Consider the following 20,339-nt stretch of genomic DNA (forward strand, 5'->3'; position numbering starts at 1 on the left):
ATTAAAAAAAGATAATTTCGTTATCAATTATTATCAACTCTCTATATTACATGAAGAATTACATCTTAGGAATACTCCTCACCTGCATCTCACTTTCATATGCACAGGAAAAGGACAACCAAGTAAAACCTAATTACCAGTTGGCTTCTAAATTTTCTCCTTCTAAACTTCGTACCATGATATTTTCAACCGAAGTGAGGCCTAATTGGATAAACTACGGGGATAAATTTTGGTATGAATATACCACTTCATCGGGTAAAAGTTGGTACTTAGTTAATCCCAAATCTCGTGAAAAATCTGAGTTGTTTGACCGAACTGAAATGGCTGCAAAAATAACCTCAATCGTTCGAAATCCTTTTGATGCCCAGCACTTGACGTTAGACAACTTACGTTTTATGGATAATGAAAATATAATCCGTTTTGAAGTTCCCAGTACAAAAGATACTTTAAAAAACAAGGATGAGATCAAAAAGCTGACCAATAAAAAGGATACAATAAAGAAAAAGACTTTTTTTTTCGAATATGACCTTCTTTCTAAAGAATTAAAGGAAATAAGCGATACTACCAAGGAAAAAGCAAAACCGCATTGGGCGATCTTTAATCCAGACACGTCGCGCGTATATTATGCTAAAAACTACAATCTCTATTGGATGGACTACGCCAATTACAAAAAGGCGATTCAGGATGAAAAGGATTCTACTATTGTAGAAAATCAATTCACAACCGATGGGGTGCAATATTACGCATGGGGCGGCGATGAATATAGTATTACAACTGGAGATAAAAAGTCTGAAGACGAAGAAATAAAAAAAAGAAAGCCCGTACGATTGAATTGGAGCCCGAACGGGAAGTATTTTGTTCTAACTCGTAAAGACAATAGAAATAATCCAGCACTTTGGGTCATAAATAATGTGGGTAGTAAAAGACCGACCCTTGAAACCTACAAATACCTGATGCCAGGAGAGGTTGATTCAACGGAAGTAGAACTCCATCTTTTCGATGTAACTTCGCTAAAACCGACACAGATTCCTATTTACGGATTCAAAAATCAAACGTTAAGCCTTTGGTCTAAAGATAGAAAAAAGGAAAATCTTAAGGGTAAACATTTCATCAATTATTGGCTTGGTAACGATAGGGAATTCTATATTGCCCGATCAAGTCGTGATTTAAAACGTATCGATCTCCTTGCGATAGGTGTCGACGGCAGTACACGAACATTAGTTGAAGAACGTTCGAACGTTTACCTTGATATTCAAAAACCGACCTTTATCAATAATGGCAATCAATTTATCCATTGGTCTCAACGGGATGGATGGGGGCACTTTTATTTATATGATACGGGAGGAGAACTCCTTACCCAAATAACAAAAGGTGAATTTCATTGCCAGGAACTAACTTCATTTGATGAATCAACCAGTACCATATATTTCAAAGCCAATGGGCGCGAAAAAGACATTGACCCCTATTACTCCAATTATTATGCAATTAATAAGAATGGGTCAGGTTTAAAATTGGTAACAAAAGGAGATTATGATCATCAAGTAGATGTAAGTGAAAGTGGAACTTTCATTGTAGACAACTTTTCGCGTGTGGATACCACGCCGGCATCTAATCTATATAATTCTTCTGGTCAGTTAATTATGAAACTAGAGGAAGCAGATCTTACCCAGCTTTTCGCTGCCGGATATAGATTCCCCGAAACGTTCAAAGTAAAAGCAGGCGATGGTATTACAGACTTGTATGGTGTGTTATATAAACCCTATGATTTCGATTCCACTAAGGTTTATCCTATCATTGAATATGTATACCCAGGACCTCAAACGGAAGCCGTGAATAAGAGTTTTGGAAGAAGTATGGATCGGATCGATCGTCTTGCACAAATAGGTTTTGTGGTAATCTCAGTGGGTAATCGTGGCGGGCATCCAGCTCGTTCTGAATGGTATCATACATACGGTTATGGAAATTTACGAGACTACGGATTGGAGGATAAAAAAGTAGCTGCAGAACAACTAGCTGCACGACATAGCTTCATCGACATAAATAAAGTGGGTATCACCGGCCATTCGGGTGGAGGATTCATGTCAACAGCGGCGATGCTGGTTTATCCAGATTTTTTCAAAGTAGCTGTTTCGGGGGCAGGTAATCATGAGAACAATATCTACAATAGATGGTGGAGCGAACGTCACCACGGCGTACAGGAATCTATCACAGAAAAAGGAGATACTACCTTTAACTATCAAATACAAAAAAACACAGAGTTGGCCAATAATCTAAAAGGAAAATTATTGATCGTAACGGGAGATATTGATAATAACGTGCATCCCGCAAACTCAATCCGCATGGCAGAAGCATTGATAAAAGCAAATAAGCGTTTTGACTTTTTGTTATTACCCGGACAACGTCATGCATTTGGTGATATGACTGAATACTTCTTCTGGAAAATGGCTGATTATTTTAGTGAACACCTTTTAGGAGAATCTAAACGAGATAAAGTTGACATTATAGAGATGAATCGTGACAGACCACTTAAAAAATAGTATAAATTTGAATAATTACGAAGAGACTTTCAAAACCCTACTAAAAATTAGGGTTTCGGAAGTCTCTTCTTCAATTTTCGAGTTACATCCATTAAATCAGCTATTTATACTTTCATTACAAACCGACGATAAGCAAATCGCTTTCCGGGCTGCATGGATTATAGAAACAGTATTTCTCAAAGAACCTCATTACTTTCCTAACTATTCACGGCAGGTCATCGATGCTTATAACATAACGGAGAACTGGAGCTGCCTCCGTTCCTACACCAAATTAGTTATGTGGATCTTATCTCCCAAAAACAAGTTCCCCACCTTAGAAAGTGGTCAACGCAAGCGCATTCTGGAAAAGACATTTGCCTGTTTACTTGATTTAAATTGTCCAATAGCTGTAAAAGTAAACTGTTTTGATATCTTATATTATTTAAAGAATGATGAAGATTGGATTCAAGAAGAATTAACTGCCCTGATAAGCCTATGTATTTCAGAAAATCCCACACCCGCTATTAAAAGCAGAGGAAATCGACTATTAAAAAAATTAAAGTGAATATCGGACGCCTAAAGAGTAAAAAGTGTACATATCATTATTACTTTCGATTCGTCGACCATTTTGGTCATATGGAATGTAACCGTCCAATAACTCGTTGTTTGCAAAATTAAATTGTCCATTCAATACTGCACTCCAATACCTACCCGTACGGGTAGTGTGTTTATTAATAGGAAATGCCAAACCAGCATTTATTGCTGGTAGTAACAAAGAGTTTATTTTTTCTTTGAATACAGGTAAATTATTTTCATCGTAATATGCTATTGGACCGTAAGTATAAAGTAAATTTGGATCTCGGTAAATATCACCTTCTTTATAGGAGTTACGTAGTCCTGAAATGCCTAAGCCTACATAGAAACCACTTAACAATCTATCTTTAAGTGAATAATTATAGGATGATTTACTATTAGTAAGAATATCATAAGGATAAGCGGTCACAAAAACACCACCCGAATAATAATTATTTGTTACATATCTTTCGTCCACAATTGAAGGTACGGCTTCCAAGCTTCCTATTTGCCCTTCTACACCAATATGAAGTCCCTTTAATAATTTATAATCAACTTTCAAAAAAAACGCGGTTCCCATGGTGCCGGATTTATCCATATCACCGTACAATTTCGTTTGCCCCACACCGATAGTGATATGATACTTTTGATCACCATTATTAGTTCCGAACGGAACCGGGCAATCTAATTGAGCATAGGCAACCGATAAATTTAACAACAGAATTGCAAATAAAAGGTATCTCATAATAAACTTTAAAAAAGTGTGTTTCCTTTACTATAATTGTTTTTCCCTAGGTGTTTGTATGCTGCCTCAGTACATTCTCTTCCCCTAGAGGTACGCATAATATACCCTTCTTGAATCAAAAATGGTTCATAGACTTCTTCTATTGTGCCTTCATCCTCACCTACTGCGGTCGCTATTGTTTTTAGCCCTACAGGCCCTCCCTTGAATTTATCTATAATTGTAGACAGGATACGATTATCCATTTCATCCAATCCATGTTCATCGACATTTAGGGCTTTTAATGCATACTGTGCAATTGCTTTATCAATGCTTCCATTTCCCTTGATTTGTGCAAAATCACGTGTTCGACGCAACAAAGCATTTGCAATCCGAGGAGTTCCGCGACTTCTTCTAGCAATTTCGTAAGCACCTTCTTCACTGATTGCTGTATTTAATATACTTGATGACCTAAGTACGATAGTAGTCAACAATTTTGCATCATAGTACTGAAGTCTCGAATTAATACCAAATCGCGCTCTTAATGGAGCCGTAAGTAAACCTGAACGTGTAGTGGCACCGACCAAGGTAAACGGATTCAAAGAAATCTGTACCGATCTGGCATTTGGTCCCGTCTCCAGCATAATATCGATTTTAAAATCCTCCATCGCGGAATACAGATACTCCTCTACAACAGGTGATAAGCGATGTATCTCGTCTATAAACAGAATATCCCCCTCCTCTAAATTGGTGAGTAATCCTGCTAAATCTCCAGGTTTGTCTAAGACTGGTCCAGAAGTAATTTTGATTCCCACCCCCATCTCGTTAGCAATAATGTAGGATAGTGTTGTCTTCCCCAGTCCTGGAGGGCCGTGTAATAGAACGTGATCAAGTGCTTCGCCACGTAATTTAGCCGCTTTTACGAATATAGAAAGGTTTTCCAGAATCTTGGCCTGTCCAGTAAAATCCTCAAAATTTTGCGGTCGCAAAACTCTTTCCAATTCTTTCTCCGTAGGATTTAGACGTTCTGGATTGGGATCAAGATTCTCGTTCATTTATAACTTTGTTATTAATACTTTTTGAATAAACTACCTAATTTCAACTGTATTACACCCCAAAAAGCTTCCCGGAATATCTTTGTACTCATTTTAGAAACGCCTAAAGTACGATCCGTAAATATGATAGGAATTTCCAAAACATTAAATCCATACTGTACGGCTTTAAACTTCATCTCAATCTGAAAAGCATATCCTACAAAACGAATTTCATCCAATTTTATTCTCTCCAATACTCTTCTATTGAAACAAACAAAACCCGCAGTAGCATCCTGAATGTTTATCCGTGTAATCATACGTACATATACCGAAGCAAAATACGACATCAAAACACGACTCATAGGCCAGTTAACCACATTTACACCTTTAATATAGCGTGATCCGATGACCATATCAGCACCTTCTAGAGCGGCTTGCCTTAAACGTATCAAGTCATTAGGATTGTGGCTAAAATCTGCGTCCATTTCAAAGATATACGTATAATCCCTACTAAGAGACCATTTAAACCCATGGATATACGCAGTGCCTAAACCTAATTTCCCTTTCCGTTCTTCAATAAACAATCTGCCAGTATAATCCGATTCCATTAGTTTTTTAACCACTTCACCGGTTCCATCCGGAGAACCGTCATCTACAACTAAGACATGAAAATCGACAGTTAATGAAAAAACTTCACGAATGATATTTTCGATATTATCAATTTCATTGTATGTTGGAATAATTACTACGCTATCCGTCACTACTAAAATGTTAAAGTGCAAACTTAGACAAACTTGATTTGATATGCAAGTTTGAAAAACAACATATAAATTAGGAAGATAAAAAATAAAAATGTGTATAAACGAAAATGAGGTCGTTTCTTTCTAAAACAACCTCATTTTCGTTTATACACTTACACTAATTTACACCATGCATCATTTTTTTCAAAACCGGATTAAAAACGATTAAAAGCAGTGCTGTAACCGCTGGAATAATCGCAAAAATCATAAAGAAATAAGACATTGAATATGTCTCCGCGATTTTATCGATGTAGGATCCTAATAGTCCGCCAATGAAATTCGCAATAGCAGAAGCACAAAACCAAAAACCGAACAATAATCCTATAAATTTTTTAGGAGATAGCTTACTTACATAAGAGAGACCAACTGGCGATAAACACAACTCGCCTGTCGTATGAAAAAAATAGGCAACAATTAACCAGATCATACTTACTGAAGCTGTTTTTGCTCCTGGCGGAATAGCGCTGGCTCCATAAGCTAAAACAGCAAACCCGATACCCACCAAAATAAGGCCCAAAGCAAATTTTACAGGACCAGATGGATTCCAAATTTTTTCCCAAAATTTACTAAAGCTTGATGCTAAGGCAATAATGAAAAAAGAATTCAAAATCTGGAACCAAGAAGCAGCAACCTCGGTCTCAACGGAATCAAATTCTCTATAAATTTTCCAAAATCCTAAAACCCAAATTATCGAAAACGAAACTCCGGTAAATATAATCGTAAGAGGGTATTGCTTGTATATCTTTTTCGCTAGGCTAAATAGCACCCATGTTACTATTACTATCGGAGCAATTGTCAATATCGCATCAATCCATTTAAATGTAGTGGCGGCATTACCTTCCAGCACACGCTGGGTATAATCCTTGGCAAAGATAGACATAGATCCACCCGCCTGTTCAAAGGCTAGAAAAAAAACAATACTCGCGATCATCAATACAGCTACGACTACTAACCTGTCCCTTACCACATTAGCGGACAGTACAACATCAGCTTCATCTTCCTTATTTGCGATTTTCCGTTCGTTGAAATCTTTAACTACTTTTGGAGATTCCCCGATAATACCGAATATCTTCTCTCCAAAATAGAACTGTAGCATACCAAAGAACATAAAAATACCTGCAAGTCCGAAACCATAGTGCCAGCCTATTTTCTCTCCGATATATCCGCACAATAACATACCTAGAAAAGCACCGGCATTAATACCCATATAAAAGATCGTATAACCTGCATCCTTCTTTGTGCTTGTATCTGGATACAAGCTTCCTACCATGGAGGAGATATTTGGTTTGAACATACCGTTTCCAAGGATCATCAATATCAAACCTAAGTAAAAGAAATTGGCACTGATGCCTTCCAAGGCCATCGATGCATGTCCTAATGTCATGATCAAAGCACCTATGGTAATTGCCTTCTTATAGCCAGTAAGTTTGTCTGCAATAATTCCACCTAAAAGGGGTGTAAGGTAAACCAAGCCGGTATACAAACCATACAATTTCATTGCTCGTTCATTAGTCCATTCCCAGCCTCCATCAGCAATCGTACTGATTAAAAATAATGTCAGAAGCGCACGCATTCCATAATAGCTAAAACGTTCCCACATTTCGGTGAAAAATAAGACAAAGAGTCCGGCGGGATGTCCCATTACCATTTTCTCGTCGATCCCTTGCTTAGCTAGATGCTTTACTAAGGATTCATCATTTTGTTGCTCAACCATACCTGTTTATTTATTATAATTTATCTGTTAATCTATTGGCTTATTTAATTTTTCAAGGCAAAGAAAAGACTATTTTGGTTAAAAAAACAATTATCTTAAAATATTTACATTATCAAAGTCCGCTTTTACGCTTTTTACCCGGTTTCTGTGGGTCAATGTACCTATCCTCATCTCCTCTTTCCACATTGTTAACCTCAATATCCATCTGCAATTTTAATTTACCTTCTTTAGTAACTTCATATGCATCATACGATAAATCCGGACCATAATATTTGAAATTTCCTTTGAGACTAGAGCTAGCGGGCACCAAGTTATCAAACTCAATTCTGTTGTGCGTCCTATTATATTTTAAGTACATCGTTGCTTGACGCGTATAAGAAAATATTCGTCTAACTATTTTGGGATTTTCTAAAAAGACTGGTGCTCCTAGCTCCACGTGATTGCCGCCTTTTAACGTTAATATTTCTATAACTTTTTTAGTATATTCGGCATGATGCCCCTTCCATCCCAATAATACGTATTGGTTTTTACCAAGTGGAACAATATCATAATACTGTGCTCCATACCATTCTGCATTACTTAAAACAGCACTATCTACAGCGTTGATTTCAAATGTTTTATCAAATAGGGGTGTCAAGCTAATTTGGCCGTTTGCTGTTTTATGTTGAATAGTCCCATAATAAAGATAGGAACCATCTTGTAATGGGATATTCCAAGAGAATATCCTGAAGTTATTGTCCGGAGACGACAAAATCGCAATCATATTTAATTGCTCAAAAGAATAATAATAAGAGTTTGGTTCTTTTAAAGCGGACACTAAGGTCTTCACAAATTTGAAATTGTTGTCAAGCCGCTCGGGTTCTGCAGAGTTTCTAAACATTTTAGTACCCAACTTCACCAAACTATCTTGCCATACTTTCATCTTTTGGGTATTTTGTCCAAAAGATGAAAGTATACTACAAGTGAGAAAAATGCATAGTAAGCTTTTTCTAATCATACTTTATTGAAAACGTTCTAATAAAGTTTTTGTTGCTTTAATACCTTCGATTTCACTCAAAGTACCACCTTCATATTCGATGCCTACAAAACCTTTATAGCCCGCATCTTTCACAATTCTCATCATTTTTGCGTAATCAATATTGACTTCATTGCCGCTTTCATCAAAATCATGTGCTTTGGCACTAACCCCCTTTGCATAAGGCATCAGATCACTCACACCTTGATAACGATCATATTCGTAGAAATTACCAAAATCAGGTAGACTACCACAGTATTTATTGCCAACAGATTTCAACACATCAGCTAGCCAGTCACCATGAGAAGATATGCCACCATGATTCTCAACAATAACATTGATCTTTGCTTTCTTGCTATAACTAGATAACGTAGAAAGGCTTTCAACAGCCCGCTTTGCCACTTCTTCACGAGTCCCGCTACCTGCTGCATTTACCCGGATAGATGTACATCCCAAAAAACTTGCAGCATCAACCCATTTATAGTGATTTTCTACAGCTTGCGCTCTTTTTTGAGCATCTGCATGACCTAGATCCCCTTCTCCATCTACCATAATCAGTACATTTTTTACCCCGTTATCTTTTGCTCTGTTATTCAAGTCTTTCAGATATGTCATATCTTTTGCTTTATCCTTAAAGAAAGAGTTGACATATTCCACGCCGTAAATACCAAAATTTTTAGCTGTAAATTCTGGAAAATCAATATTTTTCAAATCACCTTTGTGAAGCGTACGGTGTAAGGACCACTCAGCCAACGAAATGTCAAACCATTTCTTTTTTGCCGCAAAACCTTCTAATGGTGGCAACAATACTATACCCGCTGTCGCCAACCCTAGGTTTTTAATAAAATCTCTTCTTGAATTCATTATTTTATAGATTTATATATTAAATATTTGCCCATCCTGAAGTCAGTACATCCACAAGATGTATTGTTTTCATGGGAATTTTATGTTTATCAATGTATGCTTGGAGCTGTAGCAAGCAGGACGAATCCGTAGAAATGATATATTCAGCATGTACAGCTTGTGCATTTTTTACTTTCTGCTCTGCCATCGCTGCAGAAATTCCCTCGAACTTTACAGCAAACGTTCCTCCAAAACCACAGCAGGTTTCTTGATCTCGCATTTCTACCAATTCAAGTCCTCCGACGTGTGAAAGCAACACTCTAGGTTCTTCCTTTATCTTGCATCCCCGTAAACCAGAACAAGAATCATGATAGACTGCTGTCCCCACTAATTCAGCACCAAAATATTCCTTTTTTAATACATTTACCAAAAAATTAGATATTTCATGGATATTTCTTTGCACATTCCTGCACTTATTATGTTCGATCGAATTGGTAAATAGATCGTTGTAGCCGTGTTTCACCATGCCTGTGCAAGAGGCAGAAGGTGATACAATATAGTTATTTTCGGTAAAATTATTCAAGAAATTAGCCCCCACAGTCTTAGCCTCATCCCAAAAGCCCGCATTATAAGCCGGCTGCCCACAGCACGTTTGTTCACTATTGTAAATGACTTCGCAACCGGCCTTTTGCAATAACTTCACGGTATTAAACGCTGTATCAGGATACAATTGATCAATGAAGCATGGGATAAATAACTCTACTTTTTTATGCATAAGACACTAATTCTTCAATAATGTGTTAAACTTTAATACTCTCCACATTAAAACGAATCCTATTAAAAAAAAGACGGAAAGAAATAATGCTGAATTCCGAATATTGTGTGTTAGTTGTTCAATGATACCAAAAGTAAACAATCCAAACACAATCGCCAACTTCTCCGTGACGTCATAGAAACTAAAAAATGCCGTTGTATCTTCCATATCTTGTGGCAAGAGTTTGGAATAAGTCGACCTTGATAGAGCCTGAATCCCGCCCATCATTAATCCTACCATAAAAGCAATACCGTAAAATTGGAATTCATTATTCAAAAAATAAGCGGAAATACATATAAAAACCCACATCAGAACGACCACCAGTAATACCTTAATGTTTCCGTAACGCTTAGCGAAGCTCGACATTAGGTAAGCTCCAGCAATCGCCACTAACTGAATCAATATAATTGTTGCTATTAACTTCGTAGCTCCAAGATTCAAAACCTTTTCACCAAAAGCTGCCGCTACAATCATAATCGTCTGTACTCCCATAGCATTAAAGAAATAAGCCGGTAAAAAGCGGCGAATAGGTTCTATTTGTTTTATCTCGGATAATACCTGATTAAACTCATTTTTCACCTTGTCAAAAAATACGACTTGCGTATCACCCAGTAATGGTTTCGATTCGGGTAAATAGCCAAACGGTATCTGCGCAAATACCATCCACCACAATCCTACAAGAAAAAATGAAAATCTCGCCGGAAAAGAAGCATCTATAATTCCAAACCATTCCGGCTTAAACACAAATACAAAACAGATTAATTGAAGAGTTACGCAGCCTACATACCCGTATGCGAATCCTTGCGCACTTACCCTGTCCTGTTGATCAACAGTAGCGATCAGCGGAAGATATGAATTATTGAAGGCGACACCACCGATATAACCCATTGCGGCAACCGCAAAAAACACAATACTTAATTCCAACGTCTCAAGTTTAAAAAAAAACAGTCCCATACAGGCTAAAGCACCTATATAAGTAAACAACTTCATAAAAAACTTTTTCTTACCACCTAAGTCTGCGTAAGCTGACAAAAAAGGCAACGCCAGTGCCATAATTAAGTAAGCGATTGCCAATGCATAATTGGAAAGGACTGTGTTTATTACCTCAAAACCAAAAAAACTTACGACATCTCCTTTTTCTCGTGTCGTCGTAATAGCCGTGTAATAGACCGGAAATATCGTAGAAGTGATGACAAGATTATAAGCCGAATTTGCCCAATCGTACATTGCCCAGGAACGTACAAGTTTTTTATCGTTTTTTTTTAAAACCAGCATTTTTTTTATTGATTTACGAAGATACCATTTGTTTTAGAATATTAATAGTTTTGACGAATGAACGTCATTATTCGCACCATCTCTTTACGTACAGGAGTGGCACTTCCTATAAAATTATTATTCAAAAAAGAGAATGCATACCTCCTCCCCGTACGCGTCACTAGATAGCCCGATTGACAATGTACAGCGTGAATAGTTCCTGTTTTGGCCCAAACAAAGGGGACACCCTGATCCAATGCATAAGCCGTTTTTAAAGTTCCATCGATACCGCCGGCAGGAAAGTAATTAAATAATTGGTTGTAATCCGGAAAAATCTCCTTCACGGACACTAATAGTTCAACCATACTTCTCGGAGTTACCTTATTATATGTCGATAAGCCACTTCCATCACGCAACTGTATAGAATCCGTAAATAATTTATAAAACTTGTCTTGCATTTCGACACGCAAGGAATCCGTTTGGAATTCCCTATATTTTATCTTTGCAGCTACCATAGTAAGGTGTTCCGCCAAAAAATTATCACTAGGAAGCATCATTTCGCGTAAAACCACATTTCTGGGCACGGAATAAAGTGTTTTTGTATCCGATGGTTTGCTATAGTTACTTAATAGTCTAATATTAACAGACAATGTGTCCGATAATAAATTGACGAAAAGACTGTCTGACCAATGAAACGGTTTACTTGAACGATAGGACGCACTCGGATTTACATTCGTTAGCTCAAAGGCATTGGAATGGAAATCACGAATGATATTAAAATGTCGGGCGTATTTCTCCCTAATGGTTAGTTTGTTATTAAATAGTTTCGGAAAAGCGATAATATCTTTCCCTAAAGCTTTAAAGCGAACTAAATTACCATATATAGGAAATACAGCTATTTCGGGTTGATAATCATAAGCATAATCTTCAATAGACCACCCTTCTCTATAAAATGGTTCAGCAGTTTGTTGGGATACATAAAATAATTTTTTATTCGAAAATTTCAAAAAATTATACACCCGACGCGAATCTAGAATAGGATGCAGAAATGTGGGATCGCCCGTACCCCAAAATAATAAAGAGTCTCCCTTTTCAATATACTCGATTCCGGGAATAGAATCTCCAATAATTTTTAAAGAGGCAAATAATGTAAAAACCTTTGTATTTGATGCGGGGGTAAAATGCTTATCTTCGTTATTACCATAGACAAATCTGTTACTGTCCAAATCATATAAGCTAAACCCATAATAGTGTTTATTCAGAACTGACGAACCCTTAAATAGTTCTTGCAACGTATCAAAATTTTGTGCCTGTACGGTCGATAAAGGAAATAGAACACCTATTAAACATAACGACACATTCTTCAAGAAATTAATCATGAATCCAAAATAACATTTTTTTGGATAATTGTGGTGTAACAATTAAAATTATTAAAAAACGTATCCGTCATCTCTAGCGAACTTAACTACCTTATTCTGCCGATACCTCTTGCTTTCGTTGATTACAAACACGCATTAGCATCTTGCAATCGTTTACACAATCCTCAAAAGATTGGTTATTGGTTAAAAAAAGCTGTTTTAAAAAGCAAGTCATCGTCGTCATCGCGAACTTGAGGAACGATGGTGACAGCTCTATCTTCAATAACATTAAGTGTGGGTTGCATTATTGTTCACCAGAATAGGCTTTCTGGGTTAATTCAGTTCTGAAGGGAGCCTCTTCATCAAATTGCCCCTCCCATTTAGCCACGACTACGGTTGCTAAACAGTTTCCGATTACATTGACGGAAGTCCTAGCCATATCCATCAGCTCATCGATACCTAATATAGCAGCAATAACAAAAGTTGGCAACCCAAATTGATCTGCTGTTGCAATCAACACGATCAGAGAAGCTCTTGGAACTGCGGCAACTCCTTTTGAAGTAATCATTAACGTAAAAGCGATAAGAAGCTGTTCTCCAATAGTAAGATCTATACCAGCTGCCTGGGCTACAAATATGGATGCTAAAGATAGGTATAAAGAAGTGCCATCTAGATTAAAGCTATAGCCAGTAGGTATTACAAAAGAAACGATTTTTCGTGGTACTCCAAATTTTTCCATATTTTCCATCGCCTTTGGCAATGCTGCGTCCGAACTTGTGGTGGCAAAAGCTATCGAGACGGGTTCTTTGATTGCATTCAGAAATTGCTTAATGGGTACCTTTAGAAATAAAGCGATAGGGAACAAAATGAATCCCAGAAACAACAATAAAGCAAAATACAAACTTCCTAATAGCATAAATAGATTTTTAAGAATATCCACGCCGAGATGTCCAACTGTATAAGCCATAGCAGCTCCTACGCCAATTGGAGCAAATAACATAACAATGTTAGTGAATTTAAACATTGCTTCCGACAAACTTTCGGTAAAGTCGACAAGGGGTTTCCGCTTCTTCTCCTCTACCATGGCCAAACCAATACCGAAGATTACTCCGAAAATAACAATTTGTAACACTTTGTTCTCGTAAACAGCTTTTACAACGTTTTCAGGAAAAGTATCCCTTATAAAAGCGTTAAATTTATATACCCAATGGGTGTCGGCATCTATATGTTGTAACGCGCGCTGGTCAGCGTCTGTTATAGTAGTTGTTTGTGGCAGTTCTTCGTGTGGCATGTTTTCTACGTCGACACCTACCCCCGCCTTGGTTAAATTGATTACAAATAGACCTATGAAGATCGCAAATGACGTCGCTGTAAAAAAGTAAAGCATCGATTTCCAAGCCATACGTCCTACGGACTTCAAATCTGAATGTCCTGCGATACCGAATACCAACGTTGCAAATAAAATAGGTCCGACGATAGTCTTGACAAGCTTAATAAAGCCTTGGCTTAAAGGTTGCATCGCACGTGCCAAATCCGGAAAATCCAATCCAACAAAGACGCCTAGCACCAAGCATGTGAGAATCCAAGTGGTTAGGTTTTTACGAGATATTCCATTTAATATCAACACTATAGCTGTAATCCAACGAACCCCAATCATTATCCGGGGGCTCACCCCTAGCCAGTCGAATTCATAAAATATAGTGGTTATAATAGCTATGGAAACTGTAATCAGGGTTACAAAACCGATTCGCTTTTTCGACATCTAGATCATAATTTAAATTTCAGCAACAAAAATAGAAAAATACAAAGGCAAACCAAATTATTACGTTTTAACCTTTCAAAAAAAAAGCATCATCCTCCTGGACAATGCTTTTTCAAAATGTATATTGTTTTATTCGGCGTGTAACCAAGCTTTTTTAGCTAATAATTCATCCTCAGATTCTACCACATCTTCATCCTCTACACAGCAATCCACCGGGCACACAGCTGCACACTGTGGCTCATCATGAAATCCAACACATTCCGTACATTTATCGGATACTATATAATATACCTCATCAGAAATAGCAGCCTGCCCTTCATTTGCATCTAGCGTCACACCATCACCAAAATCGATAATACCATCTAAGGCTGTTCCCTCTGAAAATTTCCAAGACACACCAGCATCATATATAGCATTATTTGGGCATTCTGGTTCACATGCTCCACAATTAATGCACTCGTCTGTAATTTTTATCGCCATTTATAACCTCACAATTATAATAAATAAACTAATTTTGTATTTCAAAGGTAGCACCTTCATTGTATACTATCAACAAAATGTATACAAAGTTAGTAGGTTATCTACTTATTTGACAATACAAAGATAAATCAAATATTTATCAGAACAATTCTAAATAAAATATTTTGACAAAGGACACACGTATTCAAGCATTGGGCCAATTGGGGAAATGGATGCTAAATTTAGATGAAACCTCTCTTCATACTATCCAAAGAGCTCATTATAAAAATCCTTGGTATACCGAAGAGTATATTTTAAAGCAATTTCAGTCTCTTGGGCAGCAATTGACAGACGAGAAGCTTAACCAATGGTTGGCAAACTATCCCGATATCGAATCTTCCAAAATAGTAGGTCTTGTCTTAGCGGGTAATCTTCCTTTGGTAGGCTTTCATGATATTCTAGCGGTACTCATGTCCGGATTTGTGGCACAAATCAAAGTTTCATCAGATGATGCCGGATTAACACCCATGGTACTTGACAGGTTGGCTCAAGTAGAACCGCTGTTTGCCTATAAAATAGATTTAGTTGATAAGTTAGCCAATTACGATCTTATTATAGCTACCGGATCAAACAACTCGGCGCGTTATTTTGAATATTATTTTTCCAGTAAACCTCATATAATTCGTAAAAACAGAAATTCCGTGGCTATTCTTACAGGTAAAGAAAGTGAAGAAGATCTAAAAAAAGTGGGTTATGACATCTTTGATTACTTTGGCCTAGGCTGTAGATCTGTTTCCAAGATATTTATTCCGTCAGGTTACCCTGTTTCAACATTCTTTGAAGCGATTGAGCATTTCAATCAATCAAAGGCGCATTTCAAATACAACAACAATTATGATTATAACAAATCTATTTATCTTATTAATGGCGAAAAGCACTTTGACAACGGTTTTTTATTATTAAAAGAAGATAAAAACATTGCATCCCCTTTAGCTGTTGTATTTTATGAGGAATACGATAACATCAAAGATGTAGTTAACACAATCAACAATTGTAGAGAACGCATTCAGTGTGTAGTAACAGACGGATCTTTTGACCTCGAAGTTCCGGTCTTTCCTTTAGGATCAAGTCAGTGTCCTGCGCTCGACGACTATGCAGATGGTGTTAATACATTGGACTTTCTATTTGCTAACCAATAAATTTGAATTTATAACGTTAGTTTCATAACGAATCCATAAAAAATTCTAACTTTGCTATATATGTATTTAATTAAAGTAAAAGGCATTGCTAAAATTCCAGATTATGTGCAATTACGCGATGATTCGTTTACATTACTAGCATATTTTAGAGTAGATAGACCAGATAAGTCGTTAGAAAAAATAGGTCTCGGAGACAAAATGGCGTATATTATGGCAATCGTTAATGATCTGCCGTTTGGTCAAATAAAGAAAATCGAATTATAGAACATGGCAGAAAACACCGTAATTAGACTCAAAAATGTCGATATATATCAGCAGAAACATCTCGTTTTATCGCATGTCAACATGGACATTGCAAAAGGAGAATTTATTTATTTAATTGGACAATCAGGTACCGGAAAAAGTAGCTTATTGAAAATCATATACGGAGATCTGTATATTGCGAATGGCGAAGGTATGATTGCTGGATTTGATTTAAAAAAACTCCATGAAAACGAAGTTCCATTTCTCCGCAGAAAGCTAGGGATTGTTTTTCAAGATTTTCATTTATTAAATGATAGAACAGTTGAAAAAAATCTAGAGTTTGCACTAAAGGCAACAGGCTGGACCGAGAAAGGAATGATTCAAAGCAGGATGTTGGATGTATTGGAAAAAGTTGGCCTACGTTCTAAGTTAAAAAAAATGCCCCACGAATTATCGGGAGGCGAACAGCAAAGGGTTGTCATCGCGCGTGCTTTGTTAAATAATCCCGAAATTATACTTGCGGACGAGCCTACCGGAAATTTAGACCCTTCAACATCTGAGGAAATTGTGTTGTTACTTCGAGATATTGCTGCTTCCGGAACATCAGTTTTAATGGCTACCCATGATTATCAAATTATTCAGAATCTTCCTGCTCGGATCATAAAAACCTCAGACGGTGCGTTGCATGACAACGTAAGCCTCTAAATCAACTGACATAAAATCTTAAATGCGACATTTTGTAAGTACATCAATGCAGCGTACTGACAGGGTGTCGTTTATTTTATAATGGCAAAATTATTGAGAAATCTCAAGAAGCTTTTTAAGTATATTAAAAATAGGGCGATAATGAACGAACAACAAGAAAATACCCAAGAAGAGAATTTAGAGCAAGAAGATACGCTGCAGACGGAGCAAGAAACCGTATCAAGGGAAGAGAAACTAGCACAAGAATTGACGGAATCAAATGACAAATATACCCGTTTAGTTGCTGAATTTGATAATTATAAGAAACGTACCTCTAAAGAACGTATTGATCTTATTCAATCTGCTGGCCAAGGCGTGATTACTAAATTACTTCCAATAATAGACGACTTTGATAGAGCGCTTCATGCCATGTCTACAGCCCTAGATGTTGAATCTGTAAAACAAGGAATTGAGTTGGTAAATTCGAAATTCAGAAAACTGTTGGAAAACGAAGGACTCAAAGAGATGGAAGTGTTGGGGCAACCTTTTGATGCAGAATACCAGGAAGCTATTACGGCGATTCCGGCTCCGGTTGAAGATCAAAAAAACAAAGTATTAGACGTTGTGGAGAAAGGTTACTTTTTAAATGATAAAGTAATCCGTTTTGCAAAAGTGGTGATTGGACAATAACCTTAATATAACATGTCAAAAAGAGATTATTACGATATATTAGGTGTATCTCGTACAGCCGAAGCCGCTGAAATTAAGTCAGCTTACCGAAAGCTGGCAATTAAATTCCACCCCGATAAAAATCCGGGAGATAAAGAAGCCGAGGAAAACTTCAAAGAAGCAGCCGAAGCCTATGAGATATTAAGTAATCCAGAAAAGCGTTCACGCTACGATCAATTCGGTCATTCAGGAAACTCAGCTTCTGGTTTTGGTGGGGGCGGTATGAATATGGACGACATTTTCAGTCAATTTGGAGATATATTCGGTGGCGGAAATCCTTTTGAAAATTTTTTCGGTGGCGGAAATTCCAGAGGTGGAAGACGGGTGCAGAAGGGCACTAACCTACGCATTAAAGTAAAACTTACACTGGAAGAAATTGCCAACGGTATAGAGAAAACAGTAAAAGTAAATAAGCAAATCCATTGTCAAAGTTGTGACGGCACAGGTGCTAAAGATAAATCTTCTTTTCACACCTGCAGTACTTGTGGGGGTGCAGGATCAGTAAGACGTGTCACCAATACCATACTGGGCCAAATGCAAACAACAAGCACCTGCCCCACTTGTAACGGCGAAGGTGTGGAAGTGACAGCTAAATGTACATCTTGTAAAGGAGAAGGACTTGTGCGTGGCGAAGAAACCATTACCTTTAATATTCCCGCAGGAGTAAGTGAAGGAATGCAATTGTCTATGAATGGAAAAGGCAATGCAGCTCCGCGCGGAGGCGTACCCGGAGATTTGATTATCTTGGTTGAAGAAGTACAGCACGAAACATTAAAACGCGACGGTATAAATGTCATTTATGACTTATATATTAACTTTTCGGATGCTGCACTAGGTACCAGTGTGGAAATTCCTACAATAGATGGCAAAGCGAAAATCAAAATTGAACCTGGAACACAGGGAGGTAAAATCTTACGTCTCAAAGGAAAAGGAATCCCAGAAGTAAATTCATACCACAAGGGAGATCAATTGGTATATGTTAATATTTGGACACCCAAGGCGGTTTCCTCTGAAGAACGTGAAATTTTGGAAAGGTTAAAGGGTTCTGCCAACTTCAAACCACAGCCTGGCAAAAGTGAAAAATCATTCTTCGAAAGAATAAAAGAATATTTCGAATAATGATTTAAATTTTGTTTTAAGGGCGGTCTTTTCACCGCCCTTTTTTTGTTAAAATAGTTTTCACATAATTGGGCACAAAAAATAAACTTATTATAATAACAAGGGAATCGGATCTTGTAATTGAAAAGTGAAATTAAGGATTTTGTCTCCCCTTTCAATCTGCAGCTTTATAGTTTTATTTAGTCCCGACTGCAATTTCTCCTTTATTTGTTCCAGTGAAAGAGACTGGACAGATCGTCGGTTTATTTTCAATAATATATCTCCTTTTTGTACACCAATACGTTCAGCAGGAGAATTAGATCGTACGTTGTTTATTACAAAAATGGGCTTTAATTCTATTTTATATTTAAAACTATTACGCTCACCAAACGAGATTGTCTTTCCCTCTCGAATCGAAGATGTATTTAAATGGATTTTACTTTCTACCCATACAAAACCTGCGTGCTTTACTTCAATTCCACTCATATCTACATAAAATGGTTGTCGAAAATTCTTATTGGGCTTGAGGTATAACATCCGATGTTGATAATCAATCAAAACTGAGAATCGGGTGAGCAGTTGATTTCCGATAGATCCTACTCGATTTTCCGCCAACTTGTTACTTTCATATGTATTCGTATCGGGATAGGAAACAATAGGCTGTTGAAACTCAAAATCAATTATTCGTAACGAATGTATTCTGTTTCTTTTACCATAAATATCGCCATTAAATCCCTTACCGATAAATTCGTATATGGCAGGTTCTAGCATTTCAAATTCCGGTAGACGGTCTGAAAAGAGCATAGCGGGATCAGAATTTCCCAAATCAAGCAATACTTTTACTTGTTTATGTGTTTTTTTTCCAATTCTTAAATCGATGTTTATATAGGGCCTATCCTTCTCCATCAGTAGCGGAACTTTATCATAACCCTTTATTTTTTTCCCTACATCTTGTATGTTCCGGTAGACCGTTATTTTCTTTTTAACATAGTTAATTTCGACTACGTTATTCTGAAAAAAGTTACTTCCCAAAATACCATGCACTGGTAGCCCAATATGACTAGATAAATTTAGAGAGTCTCCCGTAATGACAAATAAATTATGTTTTAGATCTATCATAGTTGAATCTGCAATGCTTAAATGATTAGAGAGTGAGAGCAATCCCTCTATTCCTTCGCCTATACCGATACCTTGAAATTTCACTTTAGAAACATTATATAAAATTAAGGAATCCGAATTTCCAAACAATAACGTTTCCTTCACGCCAGTATCTAAGATAAATGACAACTCTTCACCGTTGATATGTATTGGTATAATGATAACATGATGCACAAGCTCAAAAGGAAATGTTATTTTATTTGTATTATTTTTAAAAAACCACTGTTGACCGTAGCTCTCCAAAAAAGAAATCAACATTAACAATATGAAAACTATTCTAACCATAACAGGATAGCATTACGTAAACTTACAATCGATTTATACGAATATAAATATAATTCTATAAGGATGTCTAAAAAGAGAAA

19 protein-coding genes are annotated in these 20,339 nt (G+C 36.9%); 7 read left to right on the forward strand and 12 right to left on the reverse strand.

Translation table 11 applies throughout. From position 1 onward, the window contains the following. Positions 1-50 precede the first annotated feature (50 nt). Complete coding sequence (locus FAZ19_RS12460) at positions 51-2,537, forward strand: S9 family peptidase (protein WP_136821041.1); 2,487 nt, start codon at positions 51-53, stop codon at positions 2,535-2,537. A 7-nt stretch (positions 2,538-2,544) separates the two neighbouring features. Beyond that, positions 2,545-3,081 (forward strand): hypothetical protein, encoded by a 537-nt coding sequence (locus FAZ19_RS12465; RefSeq protein WP_136821042.1) that lies wholly within the window; start codon positions 2,545-2,547, stop codon positions 3,079-3,081. Here FAZ19_RS12465 and FAZ19_RS12470 read toward each other — a convergent pair. The 11 genes from FAZ19_RS12470 to FAZ19_RS12520 all read right to left on the reverse strand — a co-directional run bounded on the left by FAZ19_RS12470 (position 3,073) and on the right by FAZ19_RS12520 (position 14,884). After that, positions 3,073-3,834: a hypothetical protein gene (locus FAZ19_RS12470; RefSeq protein ID WP_136821043.1), complete on the reverse strand. Its 762-nt coding sequence runs from the start codon at positions 3,832-3,834 to the stop codon at positions 3,073-3,075. The genes FAZ19_RS12465 and FAZ19_RS12470 overlap by 9 nt on opposite strands. A gap of 8 nt (positions 3,835-3,842) precedes the next feature. Next, positions 3,843-4,865, reverse strand: coding sequence for a Holliday junction branch migration DNA helicase RuvB (gene ruvB, locus FAZ19_RS12475; protein ID WP_136821044.1), 1,023 nt, complete (start codon positions 4,863-4,865; stop codon positions 3,843-3,845). A gap of 14 nt (positions 4,866-4,879) precedes the next feature. Next, complete coding sequence (locus FAZ19_RS12480; protein ID WP_136821045.1) at positions 4,880-5,605, reverse strand: polyprenol monophosphomannose synthase; 726 nt, start codon at positions 5,603-5,605, stop codon at positions 4,880-4,882. A 157-nt stretch (positions 5,606-5,762) separates the two neighbouring features. Then, positions 5,763-7,358 carry a peptide MFS transporter gene (locus FAZ19_RS12485; RefSeq protein WP_136821046.1) on the reverse strand — a complete coding sequence of 532 codons (1,596 nt, stop codon included), beginning with the start codon at positions 7,356-7,358 and terminating at the stop codon, positions 5,763-5,765. A 112-nt stretch (positions 7,359-7,470) separates the two neighbouring features. Then, positions 7,471-8,280 (reverse strand): hypothetical protein, encoded by an 810-nt coding sequence (locus FAZ19_RS12490; protein ID WP_136821047.1) that lies wholly within the window; start codon positions 8,278-8,280, stop codon positions 7,471-7,473. A 78-nt stretch (positions 8,281-8,358) separates the two neighbouring features. Continuing rightward, positions 8,359-9,237 (reverse strand): sugar phosphate isomerase/epimerase family protein, encoded by an 879-nt coding sequence (locus tag FAZ19_RS12495; protein ID WP_136821048.1) that lies wholly within the window; start codon positions 9,235-9,237, stop codon positions 8,359-8,361. Between the two features lie 19 nt (positions 9,238-9,256). Then, a complete protein-coding gene (locus FAZ19_RS12500) occupies positions 9,257-9,991 on the reverse strand; it encodes a (Fe-S)-binding protein (protein ID WP_136821049.1) in 735 nt (244 codons plus the stop codon). Positions 9,992-9,997: 6 nt separating this feature from the next. Then, positions 9,998-11,305 carry an MFS transporter gene (locus tag FAZ19_RS12505; protein WP_136821050.1) on the reverse strand — a complete coding sequence of 436 codons (1,308 nt, stop codon included), beginning with the start codon at positions 11,303-11,305 and terminating at the stop codon, positions 9,998-10,000. Positions 11,306-11,346: 41 nt separating this feature from the next. Further along, positions 11,347-12,663, reverse strand: a complete 1,317-nt coding sequence (locus tag FAZ19_RS12510; protein ID WP_136821051.1) for a D-alanyl-D-alanine carboxypeptidase — start codon at positions 12,661-12,663, stop codon at positions 11,347-11,349. 283 nt (positions 12,664-12,946) lie between these two features. Beyond that, positions 12,947-14,404, reverse strand: coding sequence for a dicarboxylate/amino acid:cation symporter (locus tag FAZ19_RS12515; protein ID WP_136821052.1), 1,458 nt, complete (start codon positions 14,402-14,404; stop codon positions 12,947-12,949). A gap of 129 nt (positions 14,405-14,533) precedes the next feature. Further along, complete coding sequence (locus FAZ19_RS12520) at positions 14,534-14,884, reverse strand: 4Fe-4S dicluster domain-containing protein (RefSeq protein WP_136821053.1); 351 nt, start codon at positions 14,882-14,884, stop codon at positions 14,534-14,536. A gap of 164 nt (positions 14,885-15,048) precedes the next feature. Here FAZ19_RS12520 and FAZ19_RS12525 point away from each other — a divergent pair, with 164 nt between their 5' ends. From FAZ19_RS12525 to dnaJ, 5 genes are all read left to right on the forward strand, one after another. Further along, a complete protein-coding gene (locus tag FAZ19_RS12525; protein ID WP_136821054.1) occupies positions 15,049-16,062 on the forward strand; it encodes an acyl-CoA reductase in 1,014 nt (337 codons plus the stop codon). 60 nt (positions 16,063-16,122) lie between these two features. After that, positions 16,123-16,326, forward strand: a complete 204-nt coding sequence (locus FAZ19_RS12530; protein ID WP_136821055.1) for a fructose-6-phosphate aldolase — start codon at positions 16,123-16,125, stop codon at positions 16,324-16,326. Between the two features lie 3 nt (positions 16,327-16,329). Further along, complete coding sequence (locus tag FAZ19_RS12535; RefSeq protein ID WP_136821056.1) at positions 16,330-17,010, forward strand: cell division ATP-binding protein FtsE; 681 nt, start codon at positions 16,330-16,332, stop codon at positions 17,008-17,010. A 141-nt stretch (positions 17,011-17,151) separates the two neighbouring features. Continuing rightward, a complete protein-coding gene (locus tag FAZ19_RS12540; protein ID WP_136821057.1) occupies positions 17,152-17,679 on the forward strand; it encodes a nucleotide exchange factor GrpE in 528 nt (175 codons plus the stop codon). Between the two features lie 12 nt (positions 17,680-17,691). Further along, positions 17,692-18,837 carry a molecular chaperone DnaJ gene (gene dnaJ / locus FAZ19_RS12545; RefSeq protein WP_136821058.1) on the forward strand — a complete coding sequence of 382 codons (1,146 nt, stop codon included), beginning with the start codon at positions 17,692-17,694 and terminating at the stop codon, positions 18,835-18,837. Positions 18,838-18,927: 90 nt separating this feature from the next. Here dnaJ and FAZ19_RS12550 read toward each other — a convergent pair whose 3' ends face one another. Further along, positions 18,928-20,259: a PDZ domain-containing protein gene (locus tag FAZ19_RS12550; protein WP_136821059.1), complete on the reverse strand. Its 1,332-nt coding sequence runs from the start codon at positions 20,257-20,259 to the stop codon at positions 18,928-18,930. Positions 20,260-20,339: the final 80 nt, after the last annotated feature.

The sequence above is a fragment of the Sphingobacterium alkalisoli genome (assembly GCF_005049105.1).
Taxonomy (GTDB): Bacteria; Bacteroidota; Bacteroidia; order Sphingobacteriales; family Sphingobacteriaceae; genus Sphingobacterium; species Sphingobacterium alkalisoli.

Bases quoted from the DNA above. Each gene is read 5' to 3' on its own strand.
- FAZ19_RS12460 (WP_136821041.1), top strand. From the start codon at position 51: ATGAAGAATTACATCTTAGGAATACTCCTCACCTGCATCTCACTTTCA.
- FAZ19_RS12470 (WP_136821043.1), bottom strand. From the start codon at position 3,834: ATGAGATACCTTTTATTTGCAATTCTGTTGTTAAATTTATCGGTTGCC.
- ruvB (WP_136821044.1), bottom strand. From the start codon at position 4,865: ATGAACGAGAATCTTGATCCCAATCCAGAACGTCTAAATCCTACGGAG.
- FAZ19_RS12485 (WP_136821046.1), bottom strand. From the start codon at position 7,358: ATGGTTGAGCAACAAAATGATGAATCCTTAGTAAAGCATCTAGCTAAG.
- FAZ19_RS12490 (WP_136821047.1), bottom strand. From the start codon at position 8,280: ATGAAAGTATGGCAAGATAGTTTGGTGAAGTTGGGTACTAAAATGTTT.
- FAZ19_RS12495 (WP_136821048.1), bottom strand. From the start codon at position 9,237: ATGAATTCAAGAAGAGATTTTATTAAAAACCTAGGGTTGGCGACAGCG.
- FAZ19_RS12500 (WP_136821049.1), bottom strand. From the start codon at position 9,991: ATGCATAAAAAAGTAGAGTTATTTATCCCATGCTTCATTGATCAATTG.
- FAZ19_RS12505 (WP_136821050.1), bottom strand. From the start codon at position 11,305: ATGCTGGTTTTAAAAAAAAACGATAAAAAACTTGTACGTTCCTGGGCA.
- FAZ19_RS12510 (WP_136821051.1), bottom strand. From the start codon at position 12,663: ATGATTAATTTCTTGAAGAATGTGTCGTTATGTTTAATAGGTGTTCTA.
- FAZ19_RS12515 (WP_136821052.1), bottom strand. From the start codon at position 14,404: ATGTCGAAAAAGCGAATCGGTTTTGTAACCCTGATTACAGTTTCCATA.
- FAZ19_RS12520 (WP_136821053.1), bottom strand. From the start codon at position 14,884: ATGGCGATAAAAATTACAGACGAGTGCATTAATTGTGGAGCATGTGAA.
- FAZ19_RS12530 (WP_136821055.1), top strand. From the start codon at position 16,123: ATGTATTTAATTAAAGTAAAAGGCATTGCTAAAATTCCAGATTATGTG.
- FAZ19_RS12535 (WP_136821056.1), top strand. From the start codon at position 16,330: ATGGCAGAAAACACCGTAATTAGACTCAAAAATGTCGATATATATCAG.
- FAZ19_RS12540 (WP_136821057.1), top strand. From the start codon at position 17,152: ATGAACGAACAACAAGAAAATACCCAAGAAGAGAATTTAGAGCAAGAA.
- dnaJ (WP_136821058.1), top strand. From the start codon at position 17,692: ATGTCAAAAAGAGATTATTACGATATATTAGGTGTATCTCGTACAGCC.
- FAZ19_RS12550 (WP_136821059.1), bottom strand. From the start codon at position 20,259: ATGGTTAGAATAGTTTTCATATTGTTAATGTTGATTTCTTTTTTGGAG.